The organism is Ornithinicoccus hortensis, assembly GCF_006716185.1.
Classification (GTDB): domain Bacteria; phylum Actinomycetota; class Actinomycetes; order Actinomycetales; family Dermatophilaceae; genus Ornithinicoccus; species Ornithinicoccus hortensis.
In genome coordinates, this window is the sequence record NZ_VFOP01000001.1 from 221819 (window position 1) to 246413 (window position 24595).

General features: G+C 72.9%; 25 protein-coding genes. 13 read left to right on the forward strand and 12 right to left on the reverse strand.

The features are described 5' to 3' along the window. Nucleotides 1-361: 361 nt before the first annotated feature. On the forward strand, nucleotides 362-1117 hold the full coding sequence (locus FB467_RS00945; RefSeq protein ID WP_141783422.1) for an IclR family transcriptional regulator: 756 nt from the start codon (nucleotides 362-364) through the stop codon (nucleotides 1115-1117). A gap of 389 nt (nucleotides 1118-1506) precedes the next feature. On the opposite strand, the gene FB467_RS00950 is transcribed toward FB467_RS00945, so the two are convergent. After that, nucleotides 1507-2337, reverse strand: coding sequence for a siderophore-interacting protein (locus FB467_RS00950; protein WP_228393299.1), 831 nt, complete (start codon nucleotides 2335-2337; stop codon nucleotides 1507-1509). A 107-nt stretch (nucleotides 2338-2444) separates the two neighbouring features. Between FB467_RS00950 and FB467_RS00955 the strand changes: the two genes are divergently transcribed. After that, nucleotides 2445-3800 carry an MFS transporter gene (locus FB467_RS00955; RefSeq protein WP_141783423.1) on the forward strand — a complete coding sequence of 452 codons (1356 nt, stop codon included), beginning with the start codon at nucleotides 2445-2447 and terminating at the stop codon, nucleotides 3798-3800. Next, nucleotides 3797-5638: a pyridoxal phosphate-dependent decarboxylase family protein gene (locus tag FB467_RS00960; RefSeq protein WP_228393298.1), complete on the forward strand. Its 1842-nt coding sequence runs from the start codon at nucleotides 3797-3799 to the stop codon at nucleotides 5636-5638. The genes FB467_RS00955 and FB467_RS00960 overlap by 4 nt, the downstream gene beginning before the upstream one ends. A gap of 28 nt (nucleotides 5639-5666) precedes the next feature. Here FB467_RS00960 and FB467_RS00965 read toward each other — a convergent pair whose 3' ends face one another. Further along, nucleotides 5667-6659, reverse strand: a complete 993-nt coding sequence (locus tag FB467_RS00965) for a chymotrypsin family serine protease (protein ID WP_141783424.1) — start codon at nucleotides 6657-6659, stop codon at nucleotides 5667-5669. Between the two features lie 157 nt (nucleotides 6660-6816). On the opposite strand from FB467_RS00965, the gene FB467_RS00970 reads away from it, so the two are divergent. Next, on the forward strand, nucleotides 6817-7797 hold the full coding sequence (locus FB467_RS00970; protein WP_141783425.1) for an NAD(P)H-quinone oxidoreductase: 981 nt from the start codon (nucleotides 6817-6819) through the stop codon (nucleotides 7795-7797). A 17-nt stretch (nucleotides 7798-7814) separates the two neighbouring features. Continuing rightward, nucleotides 7815-8513, forward strand: coding sequence for a proteasome activator (locus FB467_RS00975; protein ID WP_141783426.1), 699 nt, complete (start codon nucleotides 7815-7817; stop codon nucleotides 8511-8513). A 420-nt stretch (nucleotides 8514-8933) separates the two neighbouring features. Here FB467_RS00975 and FB467_RS00980 read toward each other — a convergent pair whose 3' ends face one another. From FB467_RS00980 to FB467_RS00990, 3 genes are all read right to left on the reverse strand, one after another. Beyond that, a complete protein-coding gene (locus tag FB467_RS00980) occupies nucleotides 8934-9965 on the reverse strand; it encodes a hypothetical protein (protein WP_141783427.1) in 1032 nt (343 codons plus the stop codon). Nucleotides 9966-10033: 68 nt separating this feature from the next. After that, nucleotides 10034-10546, reverse strand: a complete 513-nt coding sequence (locus FB467_RS00985) for an NUDIX hydrolase (RefSeq protein ID WP_141783428.1) — start codon at nucleotides 10544-10546, stop codon at nucleotides 10034-10036. Between the two features lies 1 nt (nucleotide 10547). Further along, nucleotides 10548-11366: a hypothetical protein gene (locus FB467_RS00990; RefSeq protein ID WP_141783429.1), complete on the reverse strand. Its 819-nt coding sequence runs from the start codon at nucleotides 11364-11366 to the stop codon at nucleotides 10548-10550. Nucleotides 11367-11415: 49 nt separating this feature from the next. Between FB467_RS00990 and FB467_RS18380 the strand changes: the two genes are divergently transcribed. Further along, on the forward strand, nucleotides 11416-12285 hold the full coding sequence (locus FB467_RS18380) for a glyoxalase superfamily protein (protein WP_153390260.1): 870 nt from the start codon (nucleotides 11416-11418) through the stop codon (nucleotides 12283-12285). On the opposite strand, the gene FB467_RS01000 is transcribed toward FB467_RS18380, so the two are convergent. Continuing rightward, a complete protein-coding gene (locus FB467_RS01000) occupies nucleotides 12282-13940 on the reverse strand; it encodes an FAD-binding dehydrogenase (protein ID WP_141783430.1) in 1659 nt (552 codons plus the stop codon). The two genes, FB467_RS18380 and FB467_RS01000, sit on opposite strands and share 4 nt — an antisense overlap. Nucleotides 13941-14003: 63 nt before the next feature. On the opposite strand from FB467_RS01000, the gene FB467_RS01005 reads away from it, so the two are divergent. Then, complete coding sequence (locus FB467_RS01005) at nucleotides 14004-15674, forward strand: metallophosphoesterase family protein (RefSeq protein ID WP_141783431.1); 1671 nt, start codon at nucleotides 14004-14006, stop codon at nucleotides 15672-15674. 146 nt (nucleotides 15675-15820) lie between these two features. Here the strand turns inward: FB467_RS01005 and thpR are convergent, their stop codons facing one another. Together thpR and FB467_RS01015 are read right to left on the reverse strand one after the other, a co-directional pair. Next, nucleotides 15821-16402, reverse strand: a complete 582-nt coding sequence (gene thpR / locus FB467_RS01010; protein WP_141783432.1) for an RNA 2',3'-cyclic phosphodiesterase — start codon at nucleotides 16400-16402, stop codon at nucleotides 15821-15823. A 259-nt stretch (nucleotides 16403-16661) separates the two neighbouring features. After that, complete coding sequence (locus FB467_RS01015; protein WP_141783433.1) at nucleotides 16662-17030, reverse strand: hypothetical protein; 369 nt, start codon at nucleotides 17028-17030, stop codon at nucleotides 16662-16664. 176 nt (nucleotides 17031-17206) lie between these two features. On the opposite strand from FB467_RS01015, the gene FB467_RS18845 reads away from it, so the two are divergent. After that, on the forward strand, nucleotides 17207-18202 hold the full coding sequence (locus tag FB467_RS18845; RefSeq protein ID WP_228393297.1) for a thioredoxin domain-containing protein: 996 nt from the start codon (nucleotides 17207-17209) through the stop codon (nucleotides 18200-18202). A gap of 97 nt (nucleotides 18203-18299) precedes the next feature. Then, nucleotides 18300-19214, forward strand: coding sequence for a carbamate kinase (locus FB467_RS01025; RefSeq protein WP_141783434.1), 915 nt, complete (start codon nucleotides 18300-18302; stop codon nucleotides 19212-19214). Nucleotides 19215-19249: 35 nt separating this feature from the next. Here FB467_RS01025 and FB467_RS01030 read toward each other — a convergent pair whose 3' ends face one another. Continuing rightward, entirely contained in the window at nucleotides 19250-19543 is a 294-nt protein-coding gene (locus FB467_RS01030) for a YciI family protein (protein WP_141783435.1), read from the reverse strand. A 97-nt stretch (nucleotides 19544-19640) separates the two neighbouring features. Here FB467_RS01030 and FB467_RS01035 point away from each other — a divergent pair, with 97 nt between their 5' ends. Both FB467_RS01035 and FB467_RS01040 read left to right on the forward strand, forming a co-directional pair. Further along, entirely contained in the window at nucleotides 19641-19784 is a 144-nt protein-coding gene (locus tag FB467_RS01035) for a ribbon-helix-helix domain-containing protein (RefSeq protein WP_141783436.1), read from the forward strand. Next, the gene (locus FB467_RS01040) at nucleotides 19781-20500 is read left to right on the forward strand and encodes a hypothetical protein (RefSeq protein WP_141783437.1); all 720 of its coding nucleotides are present in this window, start codon (nucleotides 19781-19783) and stop codon (nucleotides 20498-20500) included. The genes FB467_RS01035 and FB467_RS01040 overlap by 4 nt, the downstream gene beginning before the upstream one ends. A 12-nt stretch (nucleotides 20501-20512) precedes the next feature. Here the strand turns inward: FB467_RS01040 and FB467_RS01045 are convergent, their stop codons facing one another. After that, nucleotides 20513-21175, reverse strand: a complete 663-nt coding sequence (locus FB467_RS01045) for a helix-turn-helix transcriptional regulator (RefSeq protein WP_141783438.1) — start codon at nucleotides 21173-21175, stop codon at nucleotides 20513-20515. Nucleotides 21176-21269: 94 nt separating this feature from the next. On the opposite strand from FB467_RS01045, the gene FB467_RS01050 reads away from it, so the two are divergent. Continuing rightward, nucleotides 21270-21716: a hypothetical protein gene (locus tag FB467_RS01050; RefSeq protein WP_194288333.1), complete on the forward strand. Its 447-nt coding sequence runs from the start codon at nucleotides 21270-21272 to the stop codon at nucleotides 21714-21716. Here FB467_RS01050 and FB467_RS01055 read toward each other — a convergent pair. Both FB467_RS01055 and FB467_RS01060 read right to left on the reverse strand, forming a co-directional pair. Continuing rightward, nucleotides 21713-22825 (reverse strand): trans-sulfuration enzyme family protein, encoded by a 1113-nt coding sequence (locus FB467_RS01055; protein ID WP_141783439.1) that lies wholly within the window; start codon nucleotides 22823-22825, stop codon nucleotides 21713-21715. The genes FB467_RS01050 and FB467_RS01055 overlap by 4 nt on opposite strands. Nucleotides 22826-22910: 85 nt before the next feature. Continuing rightward, a complete protein-coding gene (locus tag FB467_RS01060; protein WP_141783440.1) occupies nucleotides 22911-23456 on the reverse strand; it encodes a CGNR zinc finger domain-containing protein in 546 nt (181 codons plus the stop codon). A gap of 102 nt (nucleotides 23457-23558) precedes the next feature. On the opposite strand from FB467_RS01060, the gene FB467_RS01065 reads away from it, so the two are divergent. Next, the gene (locus FB467_RS01065) at nucleotides 23559-24548 is read left to right on the forward strand and encodes an EamA family transporter (RefSeq protein ID WP_141783441.1); all 990 of its coding nucleotides are present in this window, start codon (nucleotides 23559-23561) and stop codon (nucleotides 24546-24548) included. Nucleotides 24549-24595 lie beyond the last annotated feature (47 nt).

A 24595-nucleotide genomic window follows, 5' to 3' on the forward strand; every position in this document is an offset into this window, starting at 1 on the left:
AGTCCGCTCGCGGATCCTCGTCTCCGAGGGAGGTTTCCCCTTCCCTTGCGGGAAGGCGATAAGAGATTTCTACGTGGTCGCGCGGGGCTGCACAAGGGGTCTGGCAGAACTATTTTCAGAGATTTCTTCGTGCACAGGTTTCTCCCCAGAAACCCGGGAGTTACCCACCGTTTCCGCAGGGTTCTCCACACCCCGTCCACAGGGGCCTGTGGACACACGGGCCGTCACGACCGGCCCCGGGCGGTGGCCGCGCGGGCTCCGCTGTCCGGGGGAGACGACATACTCACCGGGTGACCGAGCACCAACCCACCGAGCAGCAACCCACTCGGCCCCAGCGAACCGGACACGGACCGGGGTAACCGTGGCGACCGCCCCCGCCGCGGGCCACGCCCTCGCGGTCCTGAAGCTGCTGGCGCGGCACGCCGGCCCGCTGCCCGCGGCCGCCATCGCCCGGCAGCTCGGCCTGCCCCGCTCGAGCACCTACCGCCTGCTCGGCGAGCTGGTGGACCAGGGGTTCGTGGTGCACCTGCCCGAGGAGCGGCGCTACGGGCTGGGCGTGGCGGTCTACGAACTCGGCTCGGCATACTCGCGGCAGGAGCCGATGCAGCGCCTGGCCCGACCCCTGCTGAGCCGGCTCGCCGACCGCACCGGCCACAACTGCCACCTCGTGGTGCTGCACGGGCGCGACGTCCTCTACGTCATCGAGGAACGGGTGGCCGGGCGCCCCTCGCTCGTCACGGATGTCGGGGTGCGCCTGCCGGCGACCCTCACGGCGAGCGGCCTGGCCATCCTGGCCCGGCTCCCCGCGGCCCAGGTCCGGGCCCTGTTCCCGGCCGCGGAGGCCTTCGTGCAGCGGGGCGGGCAGGGCGTGACCTCGTTGAGCGCGCTGCGGCGGCGGCTGGTGGAGGTCCGGGCGGCCGGCTACGCCTCGGAGGAGGGCACGGTGACCGAGGGCCTCGCCTCGGTGGCCGCGGCCGCCCTCGACCACACCGGCCACCCCGTAGCAGGGATCGCCCTCACCTATCCGGCGGACGAGGTGGACGCGGCGCGCCGGGCCCGCCTGGTCGAGGCGGCCCAGTGGTGTGCGGGAGAACTCACCCGGCGGCTGGGCGGATGATCCGGTCCCTGGACGGGTGAAAGGCCCCCGACAGTATGAGTGTCGAGGGCCTTTCGAGACCGGGAAGTGTGACGCTCCGGTCGACGTGATCAGTGAGGGCCGATCCGGACAGCCGCGTCACCGAACTGTCTGGCGGGAGACCCGCCGAAGGATCGTTGTCTCCGTCCACGTCGCGCCCCCGACGGTGCGGAGGCGCAAGGACATGCCTACGTCCAAAGAGCGGGTCGGCGCAACCCCGCGGAGGAAGAAAACCCGGGCGAGTTGGGCCGCGTCCGGCGTGTCGTCCCCAGGAACGCCGCGCCGTCCACACCGAGGGCCAGGTTGTCCACAGCGGCTGTGGACAACCTGTTGGTACCGACCGGTAGGGATCGGCCCTGCCCGCCGCGTGGTCAGGCCGGCAGGATCTGCCCGATCGGCTCGCGCTTCTCCGCCTGGAACCGGTCCTCGGTGCGGCCGTAGGCCCAGTAGCCGGACAGCGACACCTGCGAGCGCTCCAGCTCCCGCTCGCCAAACAGGTAGTCCCGCAACGACTTCATCGCTTCCCGCTCCCCGTGCGCGAAGACGTGCACGCGACCCTCCCGCCACGGGACGGCGCGCAGCCCGTCGGCCAGCAGGGTGGTCGTGCCGGGCACCGCACCCTCCCGGTGCAGCCAGGTCACGTCGACCCCCTCGGGGGCGTCCAGCTCCACGTGGTCGGCTGTGGAGTCGACCTCCAGGACCACGGAGCCGACCGCGTCGCGGGGCAGCGCCTCCAGGGCGGCCGCGATGGCCGGCAGCGCCGCGTCGTCGCCCGCGAGCAGGTGCCAGTCGGCCTCGGGGTCCGGGGTGTACCCACCGCCGGGTCCGTTGAAGACGACCGGGTCGCCGACCTGGGCCCGCTCGGCCCACGGGCCGGCGATCCCCTCGTCGCCGTGGGTGACGAAGTCGATCGCCAGCTGCTGCGCCTCGGTGTCCACCCAGCGCACCGTGTAGGTGCGGCGGCTCGGCATCTGCTCCGGCGTCAGCTGATCCCGCAGCGCGTCCAGGTCGTAGGGCGGCGTCAACCCCAGGGCCGGGTCGGCGAAGAGCATCTTGACGTACTTGTCCGTGTGCTCGTTGTCCTCGTAGTCGGCGAAGTTGGGACCGCCGGCCACGATGCGGACCAGGTGCGGGGCGAGCCGTTCGACGGCAACCACCTCGAGGACGGTCTGCCGGCGGGGCTTGCGCTGCTGTGGGGGCACGGAGAACTCCTGGATCAGGTCGCGGGATTTAGGCAATACTCCAGTTCACTATATGTGGCGCAACTCGGGAGACCGCCGGCACCCACCCGCGGGCTAGTCTGCCGCCCATGGCCCGGACCGTGACGCAGCGCATCCCGCGCCGCGCCGTCGCCGGGTACGCGGCGGGCAGCGTCGGCACGGGTGGGTTCGGCACGCTGCCGGGGCTCGTGCTGGCCTACTACCTGACCGACACCCTCGCCGTGCCGGCCCTGCTGGCCACCATGGTGGTGGTCGTCCCGAAGGTCTGGGACGTGCTGATCGACCCGGCGGTCGGGGCGCTGAGCGACCGGGAGGCCCAGCAGCGCGGCACCAGGTCTCGCCTGATGACGATCGGCGCGATCACCCTGCCGGTCGGGTTCGTCGGGATGTTCGCGGTCCCTGCCGGCCTGGCCCCGGCCGCCGCCGGTGGCTGGGTCGTGGTCTGCTTCGTCCTCGCCACCACCTCGTTCAGCCTGTTCCAGGTGCCCTACATCGCCCTGCCGGCGGACCTGACCGACAGCTACCAGGAGCGGACCCGGTTGATGGGCTGGCGGATCGCGGTCCTCGCCCTGGCGATCCTGCTGGTCGGGGCGGGCGGCCCGGGCCTGCGCGACGCCGCGGGCGGCGGGAGCACCGGCTACCTGGTGATGGGCGTGGTCGTCACCGCGCTGCTCTGCGCGGGGATGCTCGGCACGGTCGTCGGGGTGCGCGGCCACCGCCCGGTCCCCACCACGACCGACGGGTCGGTCCCCTCCGCCCTCCGCGGCTACCGGGAAGGGTTCGCCGCGCTCCGGGAGGTGCCGGCATACCGGGTGTTGTTGACCGTCTTCGTCCTCCAGGCCCTGGCGACCGGCGTCATGCTCGCCGCCGCCCAGTACGTCGCGACCTACACCCTCGGCCGGCAGTCGGCCCTGACCTTCCTGTTCCTCGCGCTGGTCGGCCCCGCCCTCGTGGTCATGCCCTGGTGGACCCGGTATGCCGGTCGCCACGGCAAGCCCCGCGCGCTCGCGCTCTCCTCGGTCCTGTTCGCCGTCGCCACCACGGCCCTGGTCGCGCTGGTCTGGGTGCCCGGCCCGTGGCTCTACCTCCCGGTCTGCCTCGCCGGCGTGGCGTATGCCGGGATGCAGCTCTTCCCGCTGGCGATGCTGCCCGACGTGATCAGTGCGGCGGGTCGGGCCCGCGGCGGGTCGATGAGCGGGCTGTGGACGGCGGCTGAGACCGCCGGCCTCGCCGCGGGGCCGGCCGTCGTGCTGGCGCTGCTCGGCCTGACCGGGTTCCGCTCCAGCACGTCCGACACCGTGCTCGCCCAGCCGGGTGCCGCGTTGACCGCCATCGTGGTGAGCTTCTCGCTGGCGCCCGCCCTGCTCACCGTCGCGAGCCTGGTCGTGCTGCGCCGCTACCGCGAGCCGGCCCTCGCCCCCGTCCCCGTGGAGGATCCCGCATGACGTCCGACCCGACCGACCACGAGGCGGTCCTCGCCCGGCTCGCCGCCTACCGGGCGCACGACGCCCCCACCCACGGCGGGCGGGTGCTGTCCTACGTCTACGACAGCGGGCTCGCCGCGCTGGACGAACTCGCCGCCCGGGCGGCCCGGGAGGTGCAGTCCGTCAACGGGTTGGACCCGACGGCCTTCCCCTCGGTCGCGCTGCTGGAGGGAGACCTGGTCGCCTTCGGCCGGGAGATCCTGCACGGCCCGGACGCCATCGGGTCGGTGACCTCGGGCGGCACCGAGAGTTGCCTGCTGGCGGTCAAGGCCGCCCGGGACGTGTGGGCGGCGCGCCCGGACGCCGCCCCGCCGGGCACGCGACCGACGATCGTGCTGCCCTCGACCGCGCACGCCGCCTTCCACAAGGCGGCCCACTACCTGGGCCTGGACCTCGACGTGGTCCCGGTCGACCCGACCACAGGCACGCTGCCGGCGAGCGCCCTGACCGCGAGGTTCGACACCGCGACGGCGCTCGTGGTGGTCAGCGCACCCGCCTACCCGCACGGCGTCCCCGACCCGGTGGCCGAGGTGGCGGCGGCCGCGGTGCGGGCCGGCATCCCGTGCCACGTGGACGCCTGCATCGGCGGGCTGGTGCTGCCGTTCTGGGAGGCGGCCGGCGGGGCGCCCGTGCCGGCGTGGGACTTCCGCGTCCCGGGCGTGACCAGCATCTCCGCGGACCTGCACAAGTACGGCTACGCCCCGAAGGGCGCCTCGCTGCTGCTCTTCGCCGACCGCGCGCTGGACCGGGCGCGCTACTTCGCGCTGACCGACTGGCCGGGCTACCCGGTGGTGAACCCCACCGTGCTCGGCTCCCGCTCCGCCACGTCGCTGGCCGCGGCCTGGGCGGTCACCACCGCGCTCGGCACCCAGGGGTATGTCGAGCTGACCCGGCGGGTGCAGGCGGCCACGGCGGCGGTGCGCACGGTGCTCTCCGGGCTGCGCGGACTGCGGGTGCTGGGTGACCCGGTGGGACCGCTGCTGGCCGTGGTCTCCGACGACTCGGTCGACCCGGCGAACCGGGTGGACCCACACCTGTGGGCCGCGGCCGTCGGCGCACGGGGGTTCGTGCTGCAGGGCCAACCGGCGCTCGCCCAGTCCGACGGCAGCACGCTGCCCCGCTCCACCCACCTGACGGTCACCCCGGTCACCGAGGGTCTGCTGACGGAGCTGACGGACGCACTGGTCGCGGGCGCCGACGAGGTGCGCGGACGGGCCTCGGGTCGTGCGGACGGGTCCGGGGCCGCGGGTCCCGCGCAGGGCGTGCCCGATCCGGCGGAACTGGCGCGTGCCGCGCGGGAGGAGGGCGAGCTCGACCTGACCGCGGTGCTGGCCCTGATCGAGGCGCTGCCCCGGGAGCAGAGCGCCCGGATGCTGGTGGAGTTCCTGGCCTCGTTCACCGAGCCGCAGACGGCGACAGGGTCCGCCGCCGAGGACTATCCTGCGAGGGTGAGCGACACCGGCCCCGCCGACGGCTACGACGACGGTCTCACCGCCCCCGATGCCTCCGGCGCAACCGATACCCCCGGCGCCGCGGACGACCCGCAGGACGCCGCGGTGCACGCGGCGCTGGCCGAGGCCAGCGGCTGGGTGGGCGGCCAGGACCGGGTGTCCGCCGTCGGGCTGGGAGCGACCGACGCCGGGGACCCGTGCGTCCTGGTCTATGCCGGCACACCGGCACCCGAGCTCCCGACGCAGCTGCACGGCATACCGGTCAGGGTGGTGACCAGCGACCCGGTGCTCGCCCTCGACGAGGACGAGCCGCCCGCCGCCGGCCGACCGGTGCCGCCCACCGACTGACGGGGGCGGATCACCGGCCGGTCTCCGGTCACGGCCAGACGCGGACCTTCAGCGCCAGCTGCACCGTCGCGATCGGGTTGAGGATGGTCGCCACCGACGACCCGGCGAAGAGCAGCCCGACGGGCTGGTTCTCCCAGTCCAGCACCAGCGACCCGCTGTCGCCGCCGGCGGACATGTTGGTGGTGACGATCTGGTTGCAGAACTTGGCCACCTTGCCCGCGCCGTACCCGACGTTGACCGTCGCGTTCACGGCGGTTACCTGACCGGTCGTGAAGTGGGTGGTGCGCCCGGTCTTCTTCAGGTACTGCCCGACGGACGCCGGGGCGGCGGCCGTCGTCGGGTGGCCGGTCCAGTAGATGTCCCGGTCGATCGTGTCGAAGGGCACCTCGGCGATCGCCGCGTCGACGTAGTTGCAGGACCCGTCGAAGGTGATCGGGACGTAGCGGGCCAGCCGGCCGATCGCGTCGGCGGCGCCACCACCGTCGTAGATACCCGGCTGGTACACCGGGTCGCCGATGCTCGCGTCGTTGCTGTTGGCGAGCACGTGGTTGTTGGACAGGATGTAGTAGCGCGGCGGCACCCCGGGCAGCGGGGACAGGTCGTAGCAGCCGGCCCCGATGGTGCCCGCGGTGACCTTGGGGTGTCCGACGCTGTAGCCCGGCCGCACCGGACGCACCCGCTTGGCGAGTGTCTGCGCGTCGACCGCCTCGAGCGGTTCGGCCTGCGCGCCCCTGCCGGCGAGGAGGTGTCCCACCTCGAGCACGTCGGTGGGCTTGCTCTCAATCGTCTTGGTCACCTTGTCGCTGCTGTCGAGCAGGCCCTCCGGCAGCTTCTGGCTGACCATCACCATCACACTGGGGGTGTCGGACATCTGGCCGTCGGTGATCTTGTGCCCGAGGCCGACGCCGACGACATTGGCCCGGCCCAGGAACTTCTCCCGGGCCGCACCCAGCGCATCGCTGAGCCCGGCCAGTTCACCCGAGGCTGCTGTCTCGGTCTCGATGAGGTCGTTGTCGTTCATGATGTTCCCTTCCGTCCGACGGCGCACGAGCTGTTCTCGCGGTCTCCGCCGTCCTGTCGGACAGAAGGTGAGAGGGACCGGCCGCGGCTTCTGATACCGGCCCGGCGGACCCCGGGCGCCTCGCGGCGGGCGTCCGGGGGCTCGTAGGGTCGGGGGCATGCGCGCCATCACCCTTCCCGAGTTCGGGGGACCCGAAGCGTTGGTCCCCGCCGAGGTCGAGGCCCCCGCCGCGGGCCCCGGCGAGCTGCTGATCGACGTCGTCACGGCGGGGGTGAACCGCGCGGACGTCCTGCAGCGGCAGGGCCACTACCGGGTGCCCGAGGGCGGCTCGCCGCTGCCCGGCCTGGAGGTCAGTGGCACGGTCGCCGCGCTGGGTGAGGAGGTGACCGGCTGGAGCGTCGGGGACCCGGTCTGCGCGCTCCTCACCGGCGGCGGGTATGCCGAGCAGGTCGCCGTGCCCGCCGGCCAGGTCCTCCCGGTGCCGACCGGGATCGACGTGCGGGACGCGGCCGCGCTGCCCGAGGTGGCCTGCACGGTGTGGAGCAACGTCTTCCTGACCGCGAACCTGCAGCCCGGCGAGGTGCTCCTGGTGCACGGCGGCTCCAGCGGGATCGGCACCATGGCCATCCAGCTCGGCCGCGAGGTCGGGGCCCACGTCGTGGTGACGGCCGGGACCCCGGAGAAGCTGGCGTTCTGCGCCGAGCTGGGGGCCGAGGTCGGGATCAACTACCGCGAGGAGGACTTCGTCGAGCAGGTCCGGGTGGCGACCGAAGGGCACGGCGCGGACGTCATCCTGGACAGCATCGGCGCCAAGTACCTGGCCCGCAACGTCGAGACGCTGGCGGTCAACGGCCGGATGGTGGTGATCGGGCTGCAGGGCGGCACCAAGGCGGAGCTGAACATCGGGCAGTTGCTCGCCAAGCGCGCGGCGATCATCGGAACCACCCTGCGGGCGCGGCCCGCGGCCGAGAAGGCGACCATCGTCGCGGCGGTGCGGGAGCACGTCTGGCCGCTGGTCGAGGACGGCCGGGTGCGACCGATCATCCACGAACGGTTCCCGCTGGACCGCGCCGCGGACGCGCACCGGCTGATGGAGGAGAGCAGCCACATCGGCAAGATCCTGCTCGATGTGCGATGAGTTGGGAGGATGGGCAGATGACTGATCGACCGGAGCAGCAGGACGGCGCACCCGAGCACGAGGAGTCCGGGCAGGGCGGGGCGCCGCAGGACCAGGGGCAGGCGGACCAGACCCAGGAGGGTGGCGGCGGCCGGGTGGTCGTGGTCACCCCCGACGGGATGGGTGTGGCCGAGGCGTCGCCTCCCGAGGGAGCCGACGGTGCTGCCGCCGGGGGCGACGGGGACGGACGCCGCCGGCACAACCCCGCCGAGATGGTCGAGCAGCCCGCCAAGGTGATGCGGCTGGGCACGATGATCAAGCAGCTGCTGGACGAGGTGAAGAGCGCGCCCCTGGACGACGCGGGGCGCCAGCGGCTCGCCGAGATCCACCGGCGCTCGATCACCGAGCTCGAGCAGGGGCTCTCCCAGGAACTGGTCGAGGAACTCGAGCGGATCACCCTCCCGCTCACCGAGGAGGCACCGAGCGAGGCCGAGCTGCGGATCGCCCAGGCCCAGCTGGTGGGTTGGCTGGAGGGACTCTTCCACGGCATCCAGACCGCGATCGTGGCCCAGCAGATGGCGGCCCAGCAGCAACTCCAGCAGATGCGCCGCGCGCTGCCCGGGGGCCAGCAGCTAGTGCCCGGGCAGGCCGTCCCCGGCCAGTTCCCCGGGATGCCGGGTACTGGCCGACCGGCCGGCGATGACGAGGACGCCGGCCCCACCGGCCAGTACCTCTGAAGCACTACCTGGCCTCCGGGCACGCGCAGCCCCCTGAGCCACCGCCTGGACCTCTGAGGTTTCGCCGCCCCCACCCACTGGTAGACGGCTAGGGGCACTGGTAGCACGCTCGACCATGCCACCAGTGCCCCGAACGTGCTACCGGTGACGGGGCGGTGTGCAGCCACGGCGACTGGCACGGGCGCCGACGCCACTAGCGACGCTCACCCACCAGGGCCACCTACCCGCCAGCGACGCTCACCGACCAACGCCACTCACTCACTGGTAGACGGCTAGGGGCACTGGTAGCACGCTCGACCATGCCACCAGTGCCCCGAACGTGCTACCAGTGGTGGCGTGGCCGGGGGGGCTGCGCCGTGGCGACGGCGGGTCCGGGGCAACCACGGCCACTGGCGAGCTGCCAGGTTCAGTGCGACGTGGTCACTCGAACAGGATGTACTCCGGCTCGGGATCCAGGGCCAGGACCTCCTCGGCGGTCATCAGGGGGCCCCACTCGGCGTCCTCCTCGTAGAAGAGCTTGAAGCCGGGGACCACGTGCTCGGGCTTGTTCTCGTTGACCAGGTTGTAGGTGGCGATCTTGTCGCCGGGGGGACCGATGCCGTCGACGGACTTGATGATGGCCACCCCCTCGTGCGCCTCGAGGTCCTGTTCGTCCTGCACCACCGAGGTGTGCACCTGGTGGTAGACCATGACCTTCTCGGGCAGGCCGTGCTCCTGCACGATGTCGGACAGGAAGGCGGCGCACTCGTCGAGCTCGGCGCCGGTGGTCCGGCCGTAGACGTTGCCGGGGATCTGACCCTCCTCGACCGCCCACTCCGGGTCGAGGGCCACACCGACATCGGGCTCCTCGAGCCACTTCTCCCAGTACTTCAGCTCGTCGACGAAGTCGGCCCGGCCGGGCTGGATGTTGAGCAGCAGGATGCCGTCGTGCCGTCGGGCCGCGTCGAGGTGGTCCTGGACGACCTCGTCGGGCAGGTGGGTGCGGAACATGCCGTCCTGCCCGGGCGTCCCGTGGACGACGGTCGCGATCAGTTCCAGGACCGGCATGACCTCGCGGTCGTCGGCGAACTCCTCGCCGCGCTCCTCCAACTCCACGACCCGCTCGTCCAGGTCGCCGATGCCGAGGCGGCCCAGCCCCTCCGAGCCCGGGGCGCCGGAGTAGCCGAACAGGCGGTACTCGGGGAAGAACTCGGTGCCGCCCCGGGGCAGCTCCAGGGCCTGCGCGGGGGGCTCGGTGGTGGTCTGTGCGTCGTCGGCCGGCGGGGCCCCGGTGCCCGAGGAGCCGTCCCCGGTCGCCCTCGCGCCGGTGTCCGCAGGGGCGTCGGACCCCCCGTTCGTCGATCCCGAACCGGTCCCGCCGTCGCCGCCGCCGTCGTCGCTGCACGCGGTCAGCGTCAGCGCCGCGGCCAGTGCTCCGACGGCGACGCGGGTGAGCACGGTGCTGCGTGCCATGGATGACCCCTTCCCTCTCCCGACCACAGTAACCACACCACCCCCGGAATCCTCTACCAAAAGAGGGGTCAGTCGGCGTCGCCGAGGAGCCGACCCTCACGGGCCGGTCCCTGCGCGGACCGGACCAGCGCCAGGATCTGCCGGGTCTCCAGGTCGGCACCGCGCAGCTGTGCCGGCGTCCACCACCGGGCCCGCCGGGCCTCGTGCGCCAGGCGCAACCGGGGGCGTTGCGTCAACCGGACCCGGAACACCACGTCGACACTCTGGGTGCGCTGGTGGACTCCCGTCACGAGGGGGTCGCCCGGGTCGATGACGAGGCCGACCTCCTCCCGCACCTCGCGGACCACCGCCTGCGCCGGGGTCTCGCCGCGGTCCAGCAGACCCCCGGGCAGGCTCCACCCGCGGCGGTGCGGCTGCGACAGGAACAGCACCTCGCCGTCGTGCTCCAGCACACAGACCGCGCCGACCGTGTAGTTGGGCGTCCCGGTCCGGACCAGGGCACGCTTGACCCGGCCGGGCAGCACCCGGAATGCCGAGAGGGCAGCCGTGCCCAGCCTGCGCCGCAGCGTCTCCAGGTCCACGTCAGTCCCCGGTGAGCCCGTCCAGGATCTGCCCCGTGTCCGCCTGCCCGAAGTAGTCCTTGACCAGGACGTTGAGCTCGGGGACGTGCCAGACCTGGGGGGTGAAGGCGTCCTCGGTGGCGGTGCACCGGACCCGCCAGGTCTCGTAGACCGCGGGCAGCTGGTTGACCTCGGTCTCCGTCGTCGTCAGCGGGGCGCCCTCGGCGTCGGCCACGACCGTGTTGGGCTCCTCCGCCTCCGGGTCGGCCTCCGGGTCGAACGGGCAGAGCAGCTGCTCGGTCCCCCACCGCCAGCCGTCGACCTGACCAGGCTCGTACGGCTGGCCGTCGGCGCCCGGCAACCAGTCGCCCCCGACCGCGACGAGCACCCCCGCGCAGTCGTCGACGGGCGGCACGGCATACCCCGGGGTGAGGCACCACCGGTGCGGCGCGACCTGGCCGGCGACGGGCTCGGCGGCCTCCGCCTCCCCGAGGTCCTGGACGGTCCACCCGGCCGGCACGAGGACCGAGACGTTGGTCAGTACCGCGTGCTCGGGCGGTGCGGTCGTCGTCACGTCGTCCCCGGGGCCCGCACCGGACTCCCCCGGCACGGGCAGCGTGGTGGCCACCGGGTCGGCCGGCGCCTCCGTGGGCGCGACCTGCTCCCCCGGCCCCTCGGTCGTTGGTTCCACCGTCGAGGTGACCACGACCGTGTTGCCCGCCTGGTCGGTGGTGGTGACGGTGGTCAGCCCGTCGTCCTCACCGCTGCAGGCAGCCAGGAGCACCGCGGCGGCCAGTGCCCCCGCGGCCAGTCGGGCCCCGTGGGGGCGGCCGCGTGCCATGGAGGTCAGCCAATCACATCCGGGCCCGGCAGGGGCGGACAATGGCGACATGGTGACGCAGACAGCCGCCGGGGAGCCGGCCGACGAGCAGCGCCCCAGGAGCAACCCCAGGAACAGCCCCGGGAGCGACCCCGAGGAATCCGTCCCGGTCCTGCGGATCTCCGACCCGGACCGCGCCCTGACCTTCTACCGCGACTACCTGGGCTTCCGGCAGGACTGGGAGCACCGGTTCGCCCCGGACCTCCCGTTGTACACCCAGCTCTCCCGCGGCGGAGCGAAGCTCCACCTCAGCGAACACGTCGGCGACGCCAGCCCGGCCGGCGCGGTGCTCTTCACGGTGCGGGACGTGCGGGCGCTGCACGCCGAGTTGCAGGGTCGCCAGCCCGAGGAAGCCGCTGGGGGCCACCCGCGCGTCGAGCAGCAGGACTGGGGCCTGACCCTCACCGTGCAGGACCCGTTCGACAACCGGCTGACCTTCCACCAGCCGCCGGACGGGCCGGCACCGATCCGGCACCGGCTCGAGCTGGGCTGCTCCTCGGCGCACGCCTTCGGGGTGTTCACCGGGCGGATCGGCCGGTGGTGGGACCCGGCCTACAGTCCCGACCCGGACTCGTTCACGGGGGCCGACATCGAGCCGTGGGTCGGCGGGCAGGTCACCATGACGTCCACGTCGGCGGCCCCCTACCGGTGGGGCACGGTGACGCTGTGGGAGCCCGGGCGGGCCTATGCCCAGACCTTCACCCTGGCCCAGGACCCCGAGCATCCCAGCGCCGTCGGCGTCCGCTTCGAGCCCACGGCGACCGGCTGCGTCGTGGACTTCGAGCACGGGGGCTGGACGACCGACAACGCCGGCAGCCGGGAAAAGTTCACCGACTGGCCGCACCTGCTGGAGCGCTTCGCCGACCTCGCCGGCGGCTAGGAACCCGCGGCGGCCCGGCCCGCCGCACGACCGGAGAACAGGCACCCGCCGAGGAAGGTGCCCTCCAGCGAGTTGTAGCCGTGCACCCCTCCGCCGCCGAACCCGGCGACCTCGCCCGCGGCATACAGCCCCGGGACGGGTGAGCCGTCGGAGTCGAGCGCCCGGGAGTCCAGGTCGGTCTGGATGCCACCGAGGGTCTTGCGGGTCAGGGTGCGCAGCCGCACCGCGATGAGCGGCCCGTTGTCGGGGTCGAGGAAGGCGTGCGGCGGGGCGGTGCGGATCAGCTTGTCGCCGCGGTAGGCGCGCGCCGCCCGGATCGCCGCCAGCTGCGCGTCCTTGCCGAAGGGGTTGGCCAGCTCCCGGTCGCGCGCCTCGAGCATGCCCTGCAGCCGGGCCGGGTCGATCCGGTCCTGCCCGACCAGCGCGTTCATCGCGGCCACCAGCTCGGGCACCGTCCCGGCACTGACGAAGTCCTCCCCGTCGTCGAGGAAGCGCTGCACCGGGCCGGGCGCCCCCTTGCGCACCCGGCCGAGGACCTGCTTCACGCTCTTGCCGGTGAGGTCGGGATTCTGCTCCGACCCGGACAGCGCGAACTCCTTCTCGATCACCTTCTGGGTCAGCACGAACCAGGAGTGGTCGTGCCCGGTCGCGCGCAGGTGGGCGAGCGTGCCGAGCGTGTCGAAGCCGGGGTAGCACGGCGCGGGCAAGCGGTGGCCGTCCGCGTCCAGCCACAGCGACGACGGGCCCGGCAGGATCCGTATGCCGTGCGCCGGCCAGACCGGGCTGTGGTTGGCGATGCCCTCGGTGTAGTGCCACATCCGGTCCCGGTTGACGACCCGGGCGCCGGCGGCCTCGCTGATCGGCAGCATCGAGCCGTCCACGAACGCCGGGACACCGACCACCAGGTCCTCCGGCGGGGCGCCCAGACGGTCCGGCCAGTACTCCCGGATCAGGTCCAGGTTGGCCCCGACCCCGCCGGACGTGACCACCACCGCCCCCGCGGACAGCTCGAACTCACCGACCACGCTGCGCGTGCTGGCGACGGCGCGGCCTGCCCCGTCGGCCGCCAGCCGGTCGCCGCGGACCCCGGAGACGGCCCCGTCGGTGGTGACCAGACCGGTCACCTTGTGCCGCCCCAGCACGGTGAGCCGACCCTCGGACTCAGCGGCACGGCATACCGCCTCGAAGGGGGCGACCACCCCCGGGCCGGTCCCCCAGGTGATGTGGAAGCGTGGCACCGAGTTGCCGTGGCCGGTGGCGGTCCCGTCGCCGCGCTCGGCCCAGCCGACCACCGGGAAGAACCTGATCCCCTTCCCGTGCAGCCAGGCACGCTTCTCGCCCGCGGCCCACTCGACATACGCCCGCGCCCAGCGGCTGCCCCATTCGTCCTCCGCGTGCGGGCCCTCCAACCGGTCGAAGCCGGCGCTGCCGGACCAGTCCTGCCAAGCCAGGTCCAGGCTGTCGTGGATGCCCATCCGGCGCTGCTCCGGGCTGTCGACGAGGAAGATCCCGCCGAAGGACCACCACGCCTGTCCGCCGAGGTGCTCGGCCGACTCCTGGTCCACCAGCACGACCCGGCGTCCCGCCTCGACCAGCTCGGCCGTCGCCACGAGACCGGCCAGGCCGGCCCCCACCACGATCACGTCCGCGTCCACGCGCTCTCCTCGTCGGTCGACCGGTCTGCCTGTTCGCCGGGTTCCGCATAAGATCGCAGAGCGATGTCCGATGTGGAAACCCCCGTGGCGGAACCCACCACTCGGCCGAGGGAGCGCAGGGCCCTCGGCCGTGCCCTGCGCTACACGGTGACGGTGCTGGTGCTGGCCCTGGTGGGGTACGTCGGCGGGCTCGCGACGACCAGTCTGTGGCCGATCACGCTGCAGACCCAGCACTTCGAGGCGTCGGTACGGATCTCCCCGTCGTGGTCCAACAACTCGACGGTGCACCTGCCGACGGTGTTCGGCGACATCGACCTGGAGTTCCACGGACCGACCCCGGCGCCCGGGATCGAGGGCCGGGTGCAGGTGCGGGAGGAGATCACCGAGCTGTTCACCAGCGGCGCGGTCGACATCGACGAGCTGACCCCCGACCAGGAGGAGCTCCGGACGGTGATGCGGGACGGGCTGACCGAGCTGGGCTGGAAGTTCGTCGGTGGCGTCCTCGGCACCAACCTGCTGCTGGTCGGCCTGTGGTTCCTGGGGCGGCCGCGCAAGGACAGCCACTCCTGGTGGCGGCCGGCGGAGGCCGTCGCGGCCGCCGTCATCGTCGCCACGCTGGTGCCCGGGATCGGCGCCCTGATGACCTACCGGACCAGCACCTACGCGGCGTTCACCACCACCTCGCTGCTCTCGACGGTGCGCGGCGGCAGCGGCATGTTCACCGACATCCGCGGACAGGCCCAGCAGGCCACGCCCTACGTGCAGAACCTGTTGGCGCTCTCCGACGCGCTGCACCAGGAGTTCGTGAACCCGGACGCCTTCCGGCCGGCCGCGGCGCGCTTCCTGCTGGTCTCGGACATCCACGGGATGAACTACTACCCGCTGATGGAGCGGATCATCGAGGACGAGGACATCACCGCCGTGATCGACACCGGCGACCTGGTGAACTTCGGGCGGCCCCGCGAGGGCGAGATGGCCGGGCTCTTCTCGGCGATCGAGGACCTCGGGGTCCCCTACATCTTCGTCCGCGGAAACCACGACGCCACCAGCCCCACCGACGAGGCGGTGCTGGCCCGGATGGCCGAGATCCCCAACGTCATCCTGCTCGAGCCCACCGCCGGGACGTTTGTCGAGGCGCAGGTCAACGGGATCCGGATGAGCGGGTTCAACGACTGGCGGCACTTCGCCGAGGTGAACGACGACTTCAAGGAGCAGGCCCGGGAGGCCGGCGAGGCGTTTGCCGAGGGCACCCGCGGTTGGCCGCTGCCGGACATCCTGGTCTCCCACCAGCCGTTCGCCCTGGAGGACCTGCCCTCCGCCGGCATCAAGGTCAACGGGCACATGCACACGGCCGCGCTGAAGGGCAACCAGATCACCATGGGCTCGTTCACCGGCGGCGGCCTGGTCAACCACTTCCAGGTGCCGCAGGACGAGGACCCGGAGACGGCCGGTGAGCTGGTCGGCGTCCCCTACGCCTTCGACATCGTTTCCTTCGGGGAGGACTGCTCGCTGCAGACGCTGACCCGCTACGTCTACCGCAACCTGGTCTCCGGCCGCCCCCAGTTCGACAACGTCAGCGTCCTCAACGGCGAGCAGGTCGCCACGCAGCCCGATCCGGACGGCGAGCCCCGCACCTGCGGCCCCGACCAGCCGCTCCAGACCGAGGTCATCGTCCCGACCGACGACCCCGACGGCGACGACGGTGCGGACGACGGCGACGGCGGCGCTCCCTGATCGACCGGACGCGTCACCGGGCGGCGTCCCGCCCCCACCGGACGCTTCACCGGGCGGCGTTCCACCCCCACCGGACGCGTCACCGGGCGGCGTCCCACCCCCACCGGACGCGTGACCGGGCGACGCAACTGCCGGGCCCCGCGCCGCTAGCCCCCGACCGGACCGCCGAGCGGGAAGCGGTGCCGGACCTCATAACGCGGCGACCCACCGGCGCCCTGCCCCAGGTGGGAGGCGATCAAGACGATCTCCTCCACCACGAACCGTGGGCCGCGGTAGGCGTCCAGCGCCTGCACCCAACGCCCGGCCGGTCGACGCCGGGAGGAGCGGGCCACCGTGACGTGCGGGGTGAACCGCTGCCCGTCGACCTCGGCGCCAGCGTGATTCGCGTGGTCGCGCAGGGACCGTGACCAGGCCCGCAGCGACCCGGCACCCCCTTCGTCCACCCCGATCCAGATGACCTTCGCCCCGCCCGGGTCCGGAAAGGCGCCCGCGCCACCGAGCGACAACGGGGCCGGCTCCTGCCGTGCGGCCCAGGCGGACACCGACTCGACCAGCGGGTCCTCCGCCCGGTCGGGGAGGTCGGGCAGGAAGGCCAGTGTCAGGTGCAGGTGCTCCTCCCGGGTCCACCGCCAGTCCCGCCCCGTGTCGGCGTCCCGGCGGGGCTGCAGGTGGGCCACCAGGTCCTCGTGGGCCGAGCTCGGGGGCAGCACGGCGAAGAAGGCGCGCATGGACCCATCCTGACACCGGACCGGAAGGCCGTCGCGGGTGACGTCGGCGACCCGGCCGGCCCCGTCAGTGGCCGTGGCGCCCACCGCGCCGTCACTGGTAGCACGTTCGGGGCACTGGTGGCATGGTCGACCGTGCTACCAGTGGCCCGAACCGTCTACCAGTCGGTGAGCGGCGCGGGTGGGTGGGGTCGGTGGGCGGCCTTGGTGGATAGCGGCCGTAACGGGTGAGCGACGCTGGCGCGTGAGCGCGCCTGGCCGGTCAGCGCTCGGCGAGGTTGGCCGGCGGGGTGTTGCCCTGCTCGATGGCGGCCGCCACGTCGCGGATGGCCTGAGCGCTCTCCGCCCAGTTGCCGGCCGGCTCCTCCCACACCGGGGTCCAGCCCTTACGGGCCTCGATCACCCACTGGTGTCCGAAGACGCTCCGCGCCAGCACCACGAACGGCAGCAGGAGCAGCAGCACCAGGAACTCCAGCCCCCAGACGATCACCAGGACGAAGATCGGCAGGCACAGGATCAGGATGATCACGGTCAGCGTCATGCTGATCGGGTCGTCGCCGCCGGGCAGGTTCGGCATCAGCTCCCACGCGCCCTTGAGCCGCCTGCGCCACGGCACCCACCGGCGCGACACGCGCCACGTCTGCCCCCTCGGGTCCCTCACCTTCACGGGAGGACACGGTAATCGATGTCCGCCGCACACCCCGAACCGTCCACAACCGCGACGCCCCGGCCGTGTCCGCTCACCCCCGGGGTATGCCGTCAGGAGGGGGCGGCCGCACCCCGGCACCGCCGTCGTAGGCTGGCCGGGTGAGCACCCCTCCGGGTCAGGTGCCGCCGGGGTGGGACGACCCGGCGGGCCCGCAGACCCCCAGCACCGAGTCCCCCGCCCAGCCGCCGGCACCAGCCAAGAGCCAGACGGCCAGCATCATGTGGGCGATCGCCACCATGGTGGTCGCGGTGGTGGGCGGGTTCCTGATCTACACGGCGATCACCCACGAGGACGGCGGCACGGCCGCACCCGAGACTCCGGCAGCGACCGACAACGCGGCGGGCACCGCCCCGTCGGAGACCGCCGCCACCGGGGACGATGACAGCAGCCAGCCCGGGACGACCGACGGCGCGGCCACCGACGACGGGGCCAGCGGCGACGCAGCCACCGAGGACTCGACCGCTGGTGAGGAGTCGGCGACGGCGTCCGAGACCCCCTCGACCGGCCAGCGGGAGATGACCGAGGAGCAGAAGGAGTTCGTGCTGGCGCTGCAGCGCCGCGACGCCGACGACCCGATGGCCAAGGGGGACGTCGACGCCCCGGTGGTGCTGATCGAGTACGCCGACTACCGCTGCCCGTTCTGCGCGGTCTGGGGCCGGGACGTCCAGCCCGAGCTGCAGGACCTGGTCGACGACGGGACGCTGCGGATCGAGTTCCGGGACCGGGTGCTGTTCGGCGAGGAGTCCGAGGCCACCGCCCTGGCGGCCCGTGCCGCCGGGGAGCAGGGCCTCTACTGGGAGTACCACGACGCGGTGTTCGCGGCCGCCCCGAACAGCGGGCACCCCGACATGCCCCGGGAGAAGCTGATCGGCTTCGCCGAGGAGATCGGCGTGCCCGACCTGGCCAAGTTCGAGGAGGACATGGACTCCAAGGAGCTACGGGCCGCGCTCCAGGCCGACCAGGACGAGGCCGGCTCGCTGGGGATCAACTCGACCCCCACCTTCCTGGTCAACGCCACCCCGGTCGTCGGCGCCCAGCCGGCCGAGGTCTTCACCCAGGTCATCGAGCAGGAACTCGCCGCCGCGCAGGAGTGATCCGCTCCGACCGGGGGCGGGCACGGCATACTCGGCCCAGCAGCGTGCGCGACGGCGGCGGTGCCAGCGACAACGGCGACGGCGGCGAGGAGGCGTGATGCGGATCGTGGTGGCCCTGGGCGGCAATGCGCTGCTACAGCGCGGGCAGGTGCCCGACGCGGAGGCCCAGGTCCAGAACATCCGGGTCGCCGCCCGGACACTGGCGCCCCTCACCGACGAGCACGAGGTCGTGATCACGCACGGCAACGGCCCGCAGGTCGGGGTACTGGCGATGGAGAGCGCCGCCGACCCGCGGCTGACCCGGTCCTACCCGTTCGACGCGCTCGGGGCGATGACGCAGGGGCTGATCGGCTACTGGATCCTGCAGGCGATGGGCAACGAGCGCCCCTACCGCCAGTTCGCCTCGATCCTGAACCAGACGCTGGTGCTGGTCGACGACCCCGCATTCCAGCACCCCACGAAGTTCGTCGGGGAGGTGTATGCCGAGGCCGAGGCCCGCGCGATGGCCGACCGGCAGGGGTGGCAGATCGCGCAGGACGGGGACGGCTGGCGTCGGGTGGTCCCCTCGCCCCGGCCCCGGGAGATCATCGAGACCAAGCTGATCGACCACCTGCTGGACGAGTCGATCATCGTGGTGTGCGCCGGGGGCGGCGGCGTCCCCGTGGTGCGGACCGAGACCGGCGACCTGCGCGGGGTCGAGGCGGTCATCGACAAGGACCTGTCGGCGGCGCTGCTGGCCAGCCGGCTGAAGGCCGACCGGCTGCTGGTGCTCACCGACGTCGAGAACGTGATGGAGGGCTTCGGCACCGACCACGCCCGGCCGATCGCGCACACGACCCCCTCGGAGTTGCGCGAGCTGGACCTGCCCGCCGGCTCGATGGGCCCCAAGGTCGACGCGGTCTGCCGGTTCGTGGAGAACGGCGGGCGGTCGGTCGCCGCCGCCATCGGCAACCTGGCCGAGGCGCGGGCCCTGCTGCACGGCGAGCAGGGCACCTACGTCACGGCGGACTGAGCGGGCCCGAGCGGGCCTGAGCGAAACGAGCCGACTCAGGCGTCGGCGGCCCAGGCGCCGAGCACGACGCTCCACTCCCGGGCCTCGACCTGCTCGACCAGGCCCTGCTGCTGGAACGGGTCCTCCCGCAACAACTCCAGCACCCGCTGCTGGTCCTCCCCGCGCACGATGATGAGCGCCCCGGGAGGCCCGTCTTCACCGAGCGGACCGCTGCCGACCAGCGTCCCCTCGTCGGCGAGGCCGCCCAGGAAGGCCCGGTGGTCGGGGCGGTGCTGGTCACGTCCGTCGGAGTCGTCGCTGTAGTGGTAGCGCACGGCATAGAGCGTCATAGCCAGATTCTGGCAGCACCGGCCCGCGACGTCGCCCGCGGGCGTGCCCCGCATCCCGGTCCTTGTCGACATGGGTCTATTTTGCTAGCATCACGGCATGCCCGAAGCCAAGGTCCAGTTCAACGTCTACCTGCCGCCGGACCTGGTCCGTGCCATCAAGCACCGTGCCATCGACGAGGACAGCAGCCTGTCCGCGCTCGTCGAGTCCGTCCTGCGCGCCTACCTGGAGGAGCAGTCATGATCACCGCACGACCCATCCGCTTCACCGACGACCTGCCCGCGTGGCGCGAGTTGCTCGGCGCAGTGGGGGCCACCACCGTGAGCGACGCCGACGGCTGGACGGTGTATGCCGTGGGCTCGGGTCGACTCGCCCTGCACGCCGCGAGCGAGGAGTGGCCCAACGGCCTGACCACGCTCGGCTTCGAGGTCGACGACCTGGACGCGTGGGCCGCCTCGGCAGCGGAGGCCGGTGCGCCCGTGGTGGTCGGCGAGGCCGCCCACGGCCGGGCGGGGACGGTGACCGCCGGGGACGGCACGACCTTCACCGTCGACCCGGCCGAGACGGCCCGCGACGAGGCCCCGGCCGATCCGGCGCTCATGGTGCTGCCGATCTGGTACACCCCGCAGAGCGAGGAGGCCCGCCGGATCCTCGGGACGCTGGGCATCCGGGAGCGGATCACCGGCGACAACGGCGTCTGGACCGACCTCACCTGCGACGGCGGTGGGCTGGTCGCGGTGCACCGGGCCGACACGGTCGGGGTGGAGCTGGGGTTCGAGTACGCCGGCGACATCGAGGCGCTCATCCCGCTGGTGGAGCGGTCCGGGCGCACGCCGGCGCTCATCGACGAGAGCCACAACCGCACGCTGCGGATCCCCGACCCGGACCGTCCCGACAGGGACCTCTGGGTGAACGAGGAGCAGCGGGACCTCTACGGCTACCGGGTCGTGGGGGGCTGACCCGGCCACCGGTCAGCCGCGAATGACCACGCAGCAGTGGTCGTCGTGCGGGCGGAGCTCGGCCCGGGCCGGGTCCTCCCCACGTCCCTCGAGCAGCCCCTGGAGCAGGGCCTCGTTGAGACCGCATACGAGTTCGGTGTGGGCACGGCTGAGCCTGCGGAAGGGGCAGTTGCGCAGGACGAGGTCACCCCGCTCGTCCGTCTGTGGCTCGTACCCCCGGGCCCGGAGCACCTCGGACAGGCTCTCGTCCGCACCTGCCGCGGCACGGCCCTGCGCGGCGGCAGCGCGCAGCAGCGCCGCTCGGACCTCACCGCCAGCCTCCGCCCCGACGGCCCCCGCCAACAGGTCGGCGAGCAACTCGTAGTCCCGGGGCGGGATCGAGACGGTCCGGTCCTCCCGCACCCGCCGGTAGAGCTTGGCCGGCCGCCCGGCACCCGGCCCGCCGGCGCCGGTCGGCCTGGCGTAGCTCACCTCGAGCAGGCCCGCCTCGACGAGCCGGTCCAGGTGGTAGGCCGCCAGGGTGCGCGTGATCCCGCAGGACCTCGCGGCCGCGTCGCGGCCCACCGGTTCGTCGTGTGCAGCCACCGCGTCGTACAGCCGGCGGCGGGCCGGGTCGGCCAGGGCACTCAGCCCGCGGAGGCCGTCGTCGCCGGGGTCGGCACCGCTCGGATCCATCCCCACAATCTAACACCAACAGATCTTGACAAACCCGTCAGACGGCGAGCACTCTCTAAAGACAAGATTCATTGTCTATAGAAGGAGGCACCCCGTGTCCCTCTCCACCTCCCCGTCCTCGTCCGCCGCCCTCGACCGGACCCGGCGCGACCCCGCGCTCGCCGCGTTCTGGCTGTTGCGCCTCGGATTCGTGGCGCTCCCCCTGGTCATGGGGTTGGACAAGTTCACCAACCTGCTCGCCGACTGGCCGGACTACCTGGCCCCGTGGATGGTCGATCTCCTGCCGTTCGCCCCGAGCACCGCGATGTATGTCGTCGGGGTGGTCGAGGTCGTGGCCGCGGTCTCGGTCGCCATCCGGCCCCGGTGGGCGGCCTGGGTGGTCGCGGCCTGGCTGGGCGGCATCATCCTCAACCTGCTGACCTACCCGGGCTTCTACGACGTGGCCCTGCGGGACGTGGGCCTGCTGGTCGCGGCCGCCGCGCTGGGTCTGCTGTCGATGACCTACGACCCCGCGCACCGCACGCCGGCGGCGACCCGCTAGTCGTCGACGGCGGCGTCGAGCGCCCGGGACAGGTCGTCCCACAGGTCCTCGACGTGCTCGATCCCCACGGACAGGCGCAGCAGGTTCTCGGGGACGGTCACGGCCTCCAGCTCGTAGCGGCGGCGCCGCTCGATCTGGGACTCGACCCCCCCGAGGCTGGTCGAGTGGGTCCACACCCGCACCCCCGCGGAGACCCGCTCGGCGGCCTCCGGGCCGCCCCGCACCTCGATCGCCAGCATCGCCCCGGAGCCGGGGTAGCGGACCCGCTCCACGGCCGGGTGGTCGCCCAGCCGGCCGGCCAGGACGGCCGCGTTCCCGGCGGCACGCTCCATCCGGACGTGCAGCGTGCGCAGCCCGCGCAGCGCGAGGTAGGCCTCCATCGGGCCGGGGATCGCCCCGGCGAGGGTGCGGTGCCGCAGCACCCGCTCACGCAGCGCGCGGCCCCGCTCGTCGGCGGGGGTGACCACGGCACCGAGCAGCACGTCGGAGTGCCCGGCGAGGTACTTGGTGACCGAGTGGACGACCAGGTCCACACCGTCGCGCAACGGCTGCTGCAGTACGGGCGTGGCGAAGGTGTTGTCGCACGCCACCAGGACACCCCGCTCGTGCGCGGCGGCCGTCAGCGCCGGGATGTCGGCCAGCTCCATCATCGGGTTGGTCGGCGACTCGATGATCAGCAGGTCCGCCCCGTCGAGGGCGGCCACGACCTCCGCGGTGTCGGCGATGTCGACAGGCCGCGCCTCGAGCGAACCGTCGGCGGCCCGCTCCCGCAGCAGCGAGGTGGTGCCGTTGTAGGCGTGCGTGGCGGCCACCACGGTGCCACCGTTGGGCACCAGCGAGACCACCGCGGCAATCGCCGCCATGCCGGACCCGAAGGTCAGCGCCTCACCGACCTCGAGCGCGCCGATCGCCTCCTCGAGCGCGGTCCAGGTCGGGTTGCCCACCCGGGCGTAGTTGACCGGGCCGTCGGCGATATAGGTGGAGGTGAAGGTGACGGCCGGGTTCACGGGAGCCCCGGTATGCCGTGCCGGTCGTCCCGCCGCGACCGCACGCGTCCTCGCGTGCCAGTCGGGGTCGGTGGGGTGGCTCTCGTGCACGGGCTCGGTCATGGTGCCCAGCGTAGGACCGGCGGCTGACGCCACGGACGCGGGGAGGAGTCACCGCAGCATCCACACCGCCGAGCCGCCCCTACTGTCAGGAGCCGGTGCCCTCCTGCTGACGCGCCCGGTAGGCCGCGGCCGCCACCCGGTTGCCGCACCCGCCGTCGCAGTAGCGCTTGGACCGGTTGCGCGACAGGTCGATCAGGACGTCGTCACAATCCTGCGCCGCGCACGTGCGCAACCGGCTGATCTCACCGGCACGCACCACGTCCACCAGTGCCATCGCCGCCTCGACCGCCATCCGCTCGGCCAGCGGGGCCTCCGAGGAGGTCGCGTGCAGGTGCCAGTCGTACTGGTCGTGCCGCACGAGCTGGGGCAGCGCACGGGCGTCGACCAGCAGCGCGTTGACGCCGTCGACGATCTCCTGCTCGGTGCCGACCCAGATGTCGCGCAGGCGGGGCCGCAGCCGCCGGACCTGCTGGAGTTCCTTGTCGTCGTGCCTGCGCTGCCCGGTCCAGCCCCACTCTTCGACGAACCTGTCGAGCGCCTCCGGGGTGTCGACCGAGTCGGGCGCCGTCGCGGTGTTCACCAGCGCCGCGGCCGCCTGGAGCGCGATCTCGGTGTCATGGGTGAAAAGCAAGTTGACCCCTTATATCGTGACCAGCTATCGTCATCAGTATAACGAACTTTGACTCATGACGTCTCAGCGTCGAGGCCTCGGAGCACCGCAGAGGAGGAAGACATGGACCGCAGGATCGTCAGCGGCCTGCTGCTCGCGCTCGCATCGGGCGCGGCATTCGGCACGTCGGGCGCATTCGCCAAGGGGCTCCTGGAGGCCGGCTGGTCGCCGGGCGCGGCGGTCACCTGGCGGGTGGCCACCGCGGCGCTGGTGATGCTCGTGCCGGCGGTGCTGATGATGCGCGGCAAGTGGCACCGGCTGCGCCACGGGTGGCCCAGCATCGTCGTCTTCGGCGTGGTCGCCGTCGCCGGCTGTCAGCTGGCCTACTTCCTCGCCGTCGAGCGGCTCTCCGTCGCGGTCGCGCTGCTGCTGGAGTACCTCGGGATCATCCTGGTCGTCGGCTGGCTGTGGCTGCGGCACGGGGAGCGGCCCCGTCCCCTCACCGTGCTCGGTGCGGGCATCTCGATCGTCGGGCTGATGCTGATGCTCGACGTCTTCGGCGCGGTCCAGGTCGATCCGGTCGGCGTCCTGTGGGGCCTGGTCGCCGCGACCGGCCTGGCGACCTACTTCCTGGTCTCCGCCGACGAGAGCCACGGGCTGCCGGCGCTGGTCGTCGCGTCCGGCGGCCTGGGCGTCGGGGCGATCGTGCTCGTCCTGGCCGGTGCCCTCGGCGTGGTGCCGATGACCTGGAACACCGGCGACGTGCAGCTGGCCGGGATGCAGGTCCCATGGTGGGCCGACGTCGCGGCGCTCGGCGTGATCGCGGCCGCCTTCGCCTACGCCAGCGGCGTGATGTCCATCCGGCGGCTGGGCTCCAAGCTCGCCTCGTTCGTGGGCCTGACCGAGGTGATGTTCGCGGTGTTGTGGGCGTGGCTGCTGCTCAGCGAGCTGCCCGCCCCCGTCCAGCTGGTCGGCGGCGCCCTCATCCTGGCCGGCGTCGTCGCCGTGAAGCTGGACGAGCGGCCCGCCGTGCCGACCGAGGTCCTCGACCTCCCGGAGCAGGGCCCCGCCCTCGAGGCAGACGACCTAAGCGTCGAGCCGGTCCCCCACTGACGGCGCCCTACCGGCCAGTCCCCCACCGAACGGCCCCGCAAGACGGG

Excerpts from the sequence above, each read along its gene's own strand:
- FB467_RS00955 (WP_141783423.1), top strand. The coding sequence starts at position 2,445 with ATGGCCCGGACCGTGACGCAGCGCATCCCGCGCCGCGCCGTCGCCGGG.
- FB467_RS00960 (WP_228393298.1), top strand. The coding sequence starts at position 3,797 with ATGACGTCCGACCCGACCGACCACGAGGCGGTCCTCGCCCGGCTCGCC.
- FB467_RS00965 (WP_141783424.1), bottom strand. The coding sequence starts at position 6,659 with ATGAACGACAACGACCTCATCGAGACCGAGACAGCAGCCTCGGGTGAA.
- FB467_RS00970 (WP_141783425.1), top strand. The coding sequence starts at position 6,817 with ATGCGCGCCATCACCCTTCCCGAGTTCGGGGGACCCGAAGCGTTGGTC.
- FB467_RS00975 (WP_141783426.1), top strand. The coding sequence starts at position 7,815 with ATGACTGATCGACCGGAGCAGCAGGACGGCGCACCCGAGCACGAGGAG.
- FB467_RS00980 (WP_141783427.1), bottom strand. The coding sequence starts at position 9,965 with ATGGCACGCAGCACCGTGCTCACCCGCGTCGCCGTCGGAGCACTGGCC.
- FB467_RS00990 (WP_141783429.1), bottom strand. The coding sequence starts at position 11,366 with ATGGCACGCGGCCGCCCCCACGGGGCCCGACTGGCCGCGGGGGCACTG.
- FB467_RS18380 (WP_153390260.1), top strand. The coding sequence starts at position 11,416 with ATGGTGACGCAGACAGCCGCCGGGGAGCCGGCCGACGAGCAGCGCCCC.
- FB467_RS01005 (WP_141783431.1), top strand. The coding sequence starts at position 14,004 with ATGTCCGATGTGGAAACCCCCGTGGCGGAACCCACCACTCGGCCGAGG.
- thpR (WP_141783432.1), bottom strand. The coding sequence starts at position 16,402 with ATGCGCGCCTTCTTCGCCGTGCTGCCCCCGAGCTCGGCCCACGAGGAC.
- FB467_RS01025 (WP_141783434.1), top strand. The coding sequence starts at position 18,300 with ATGCGGATCGTGGTGGCCCTGGGCGGCAATGCGCTGCTACAGCGCGGG.
- FB467_RS01030 (WP_141783435.1), bottom strand. The coding sequence starts at position 19,543 with ATGACGCTCTATGCCGTGCGCTACCACTACAGCGACGACTCCGACGGA.
- FB467_RS01035 (WP_141783436.1), top strand. The coding sequence starts at position 19,641 with ATGCCCGAAGCCAAGGTCCAGTTCAACGTCTACCTGCCGCCGGACCTG.
- FB467_RS01040 (WP_141783437.1), top strand. The coding sequence starts at position 19,781 with ATGATCACCGCACGACCCATCCGCTTCACCGACGACCTGCCCGCGTGG.
- FB467_RS01045 (WP_141783438.1), bottom strand. The coding sequence starts at position 21,175 with ATGGATCCGAGCGGTGCCGACCCCGGCGACGACGGCCTCCGCGGGCTG.
- FB467_RS01055 (WP_141783439.1), bottom strand. The coding sequence starts at position 22,825 with ATGACCGAGCCCGTGCACGAGAGCCACCCCACCGACCCCGACTGGCAC.
- FB467_RS01065 (WP_141783441.1), top strand. The coding sequence starts at position 23,559 with ATGGACCGCAGGATCGTCAGCGGCCTGCTGCTCGCGCTCGCATCGGGC.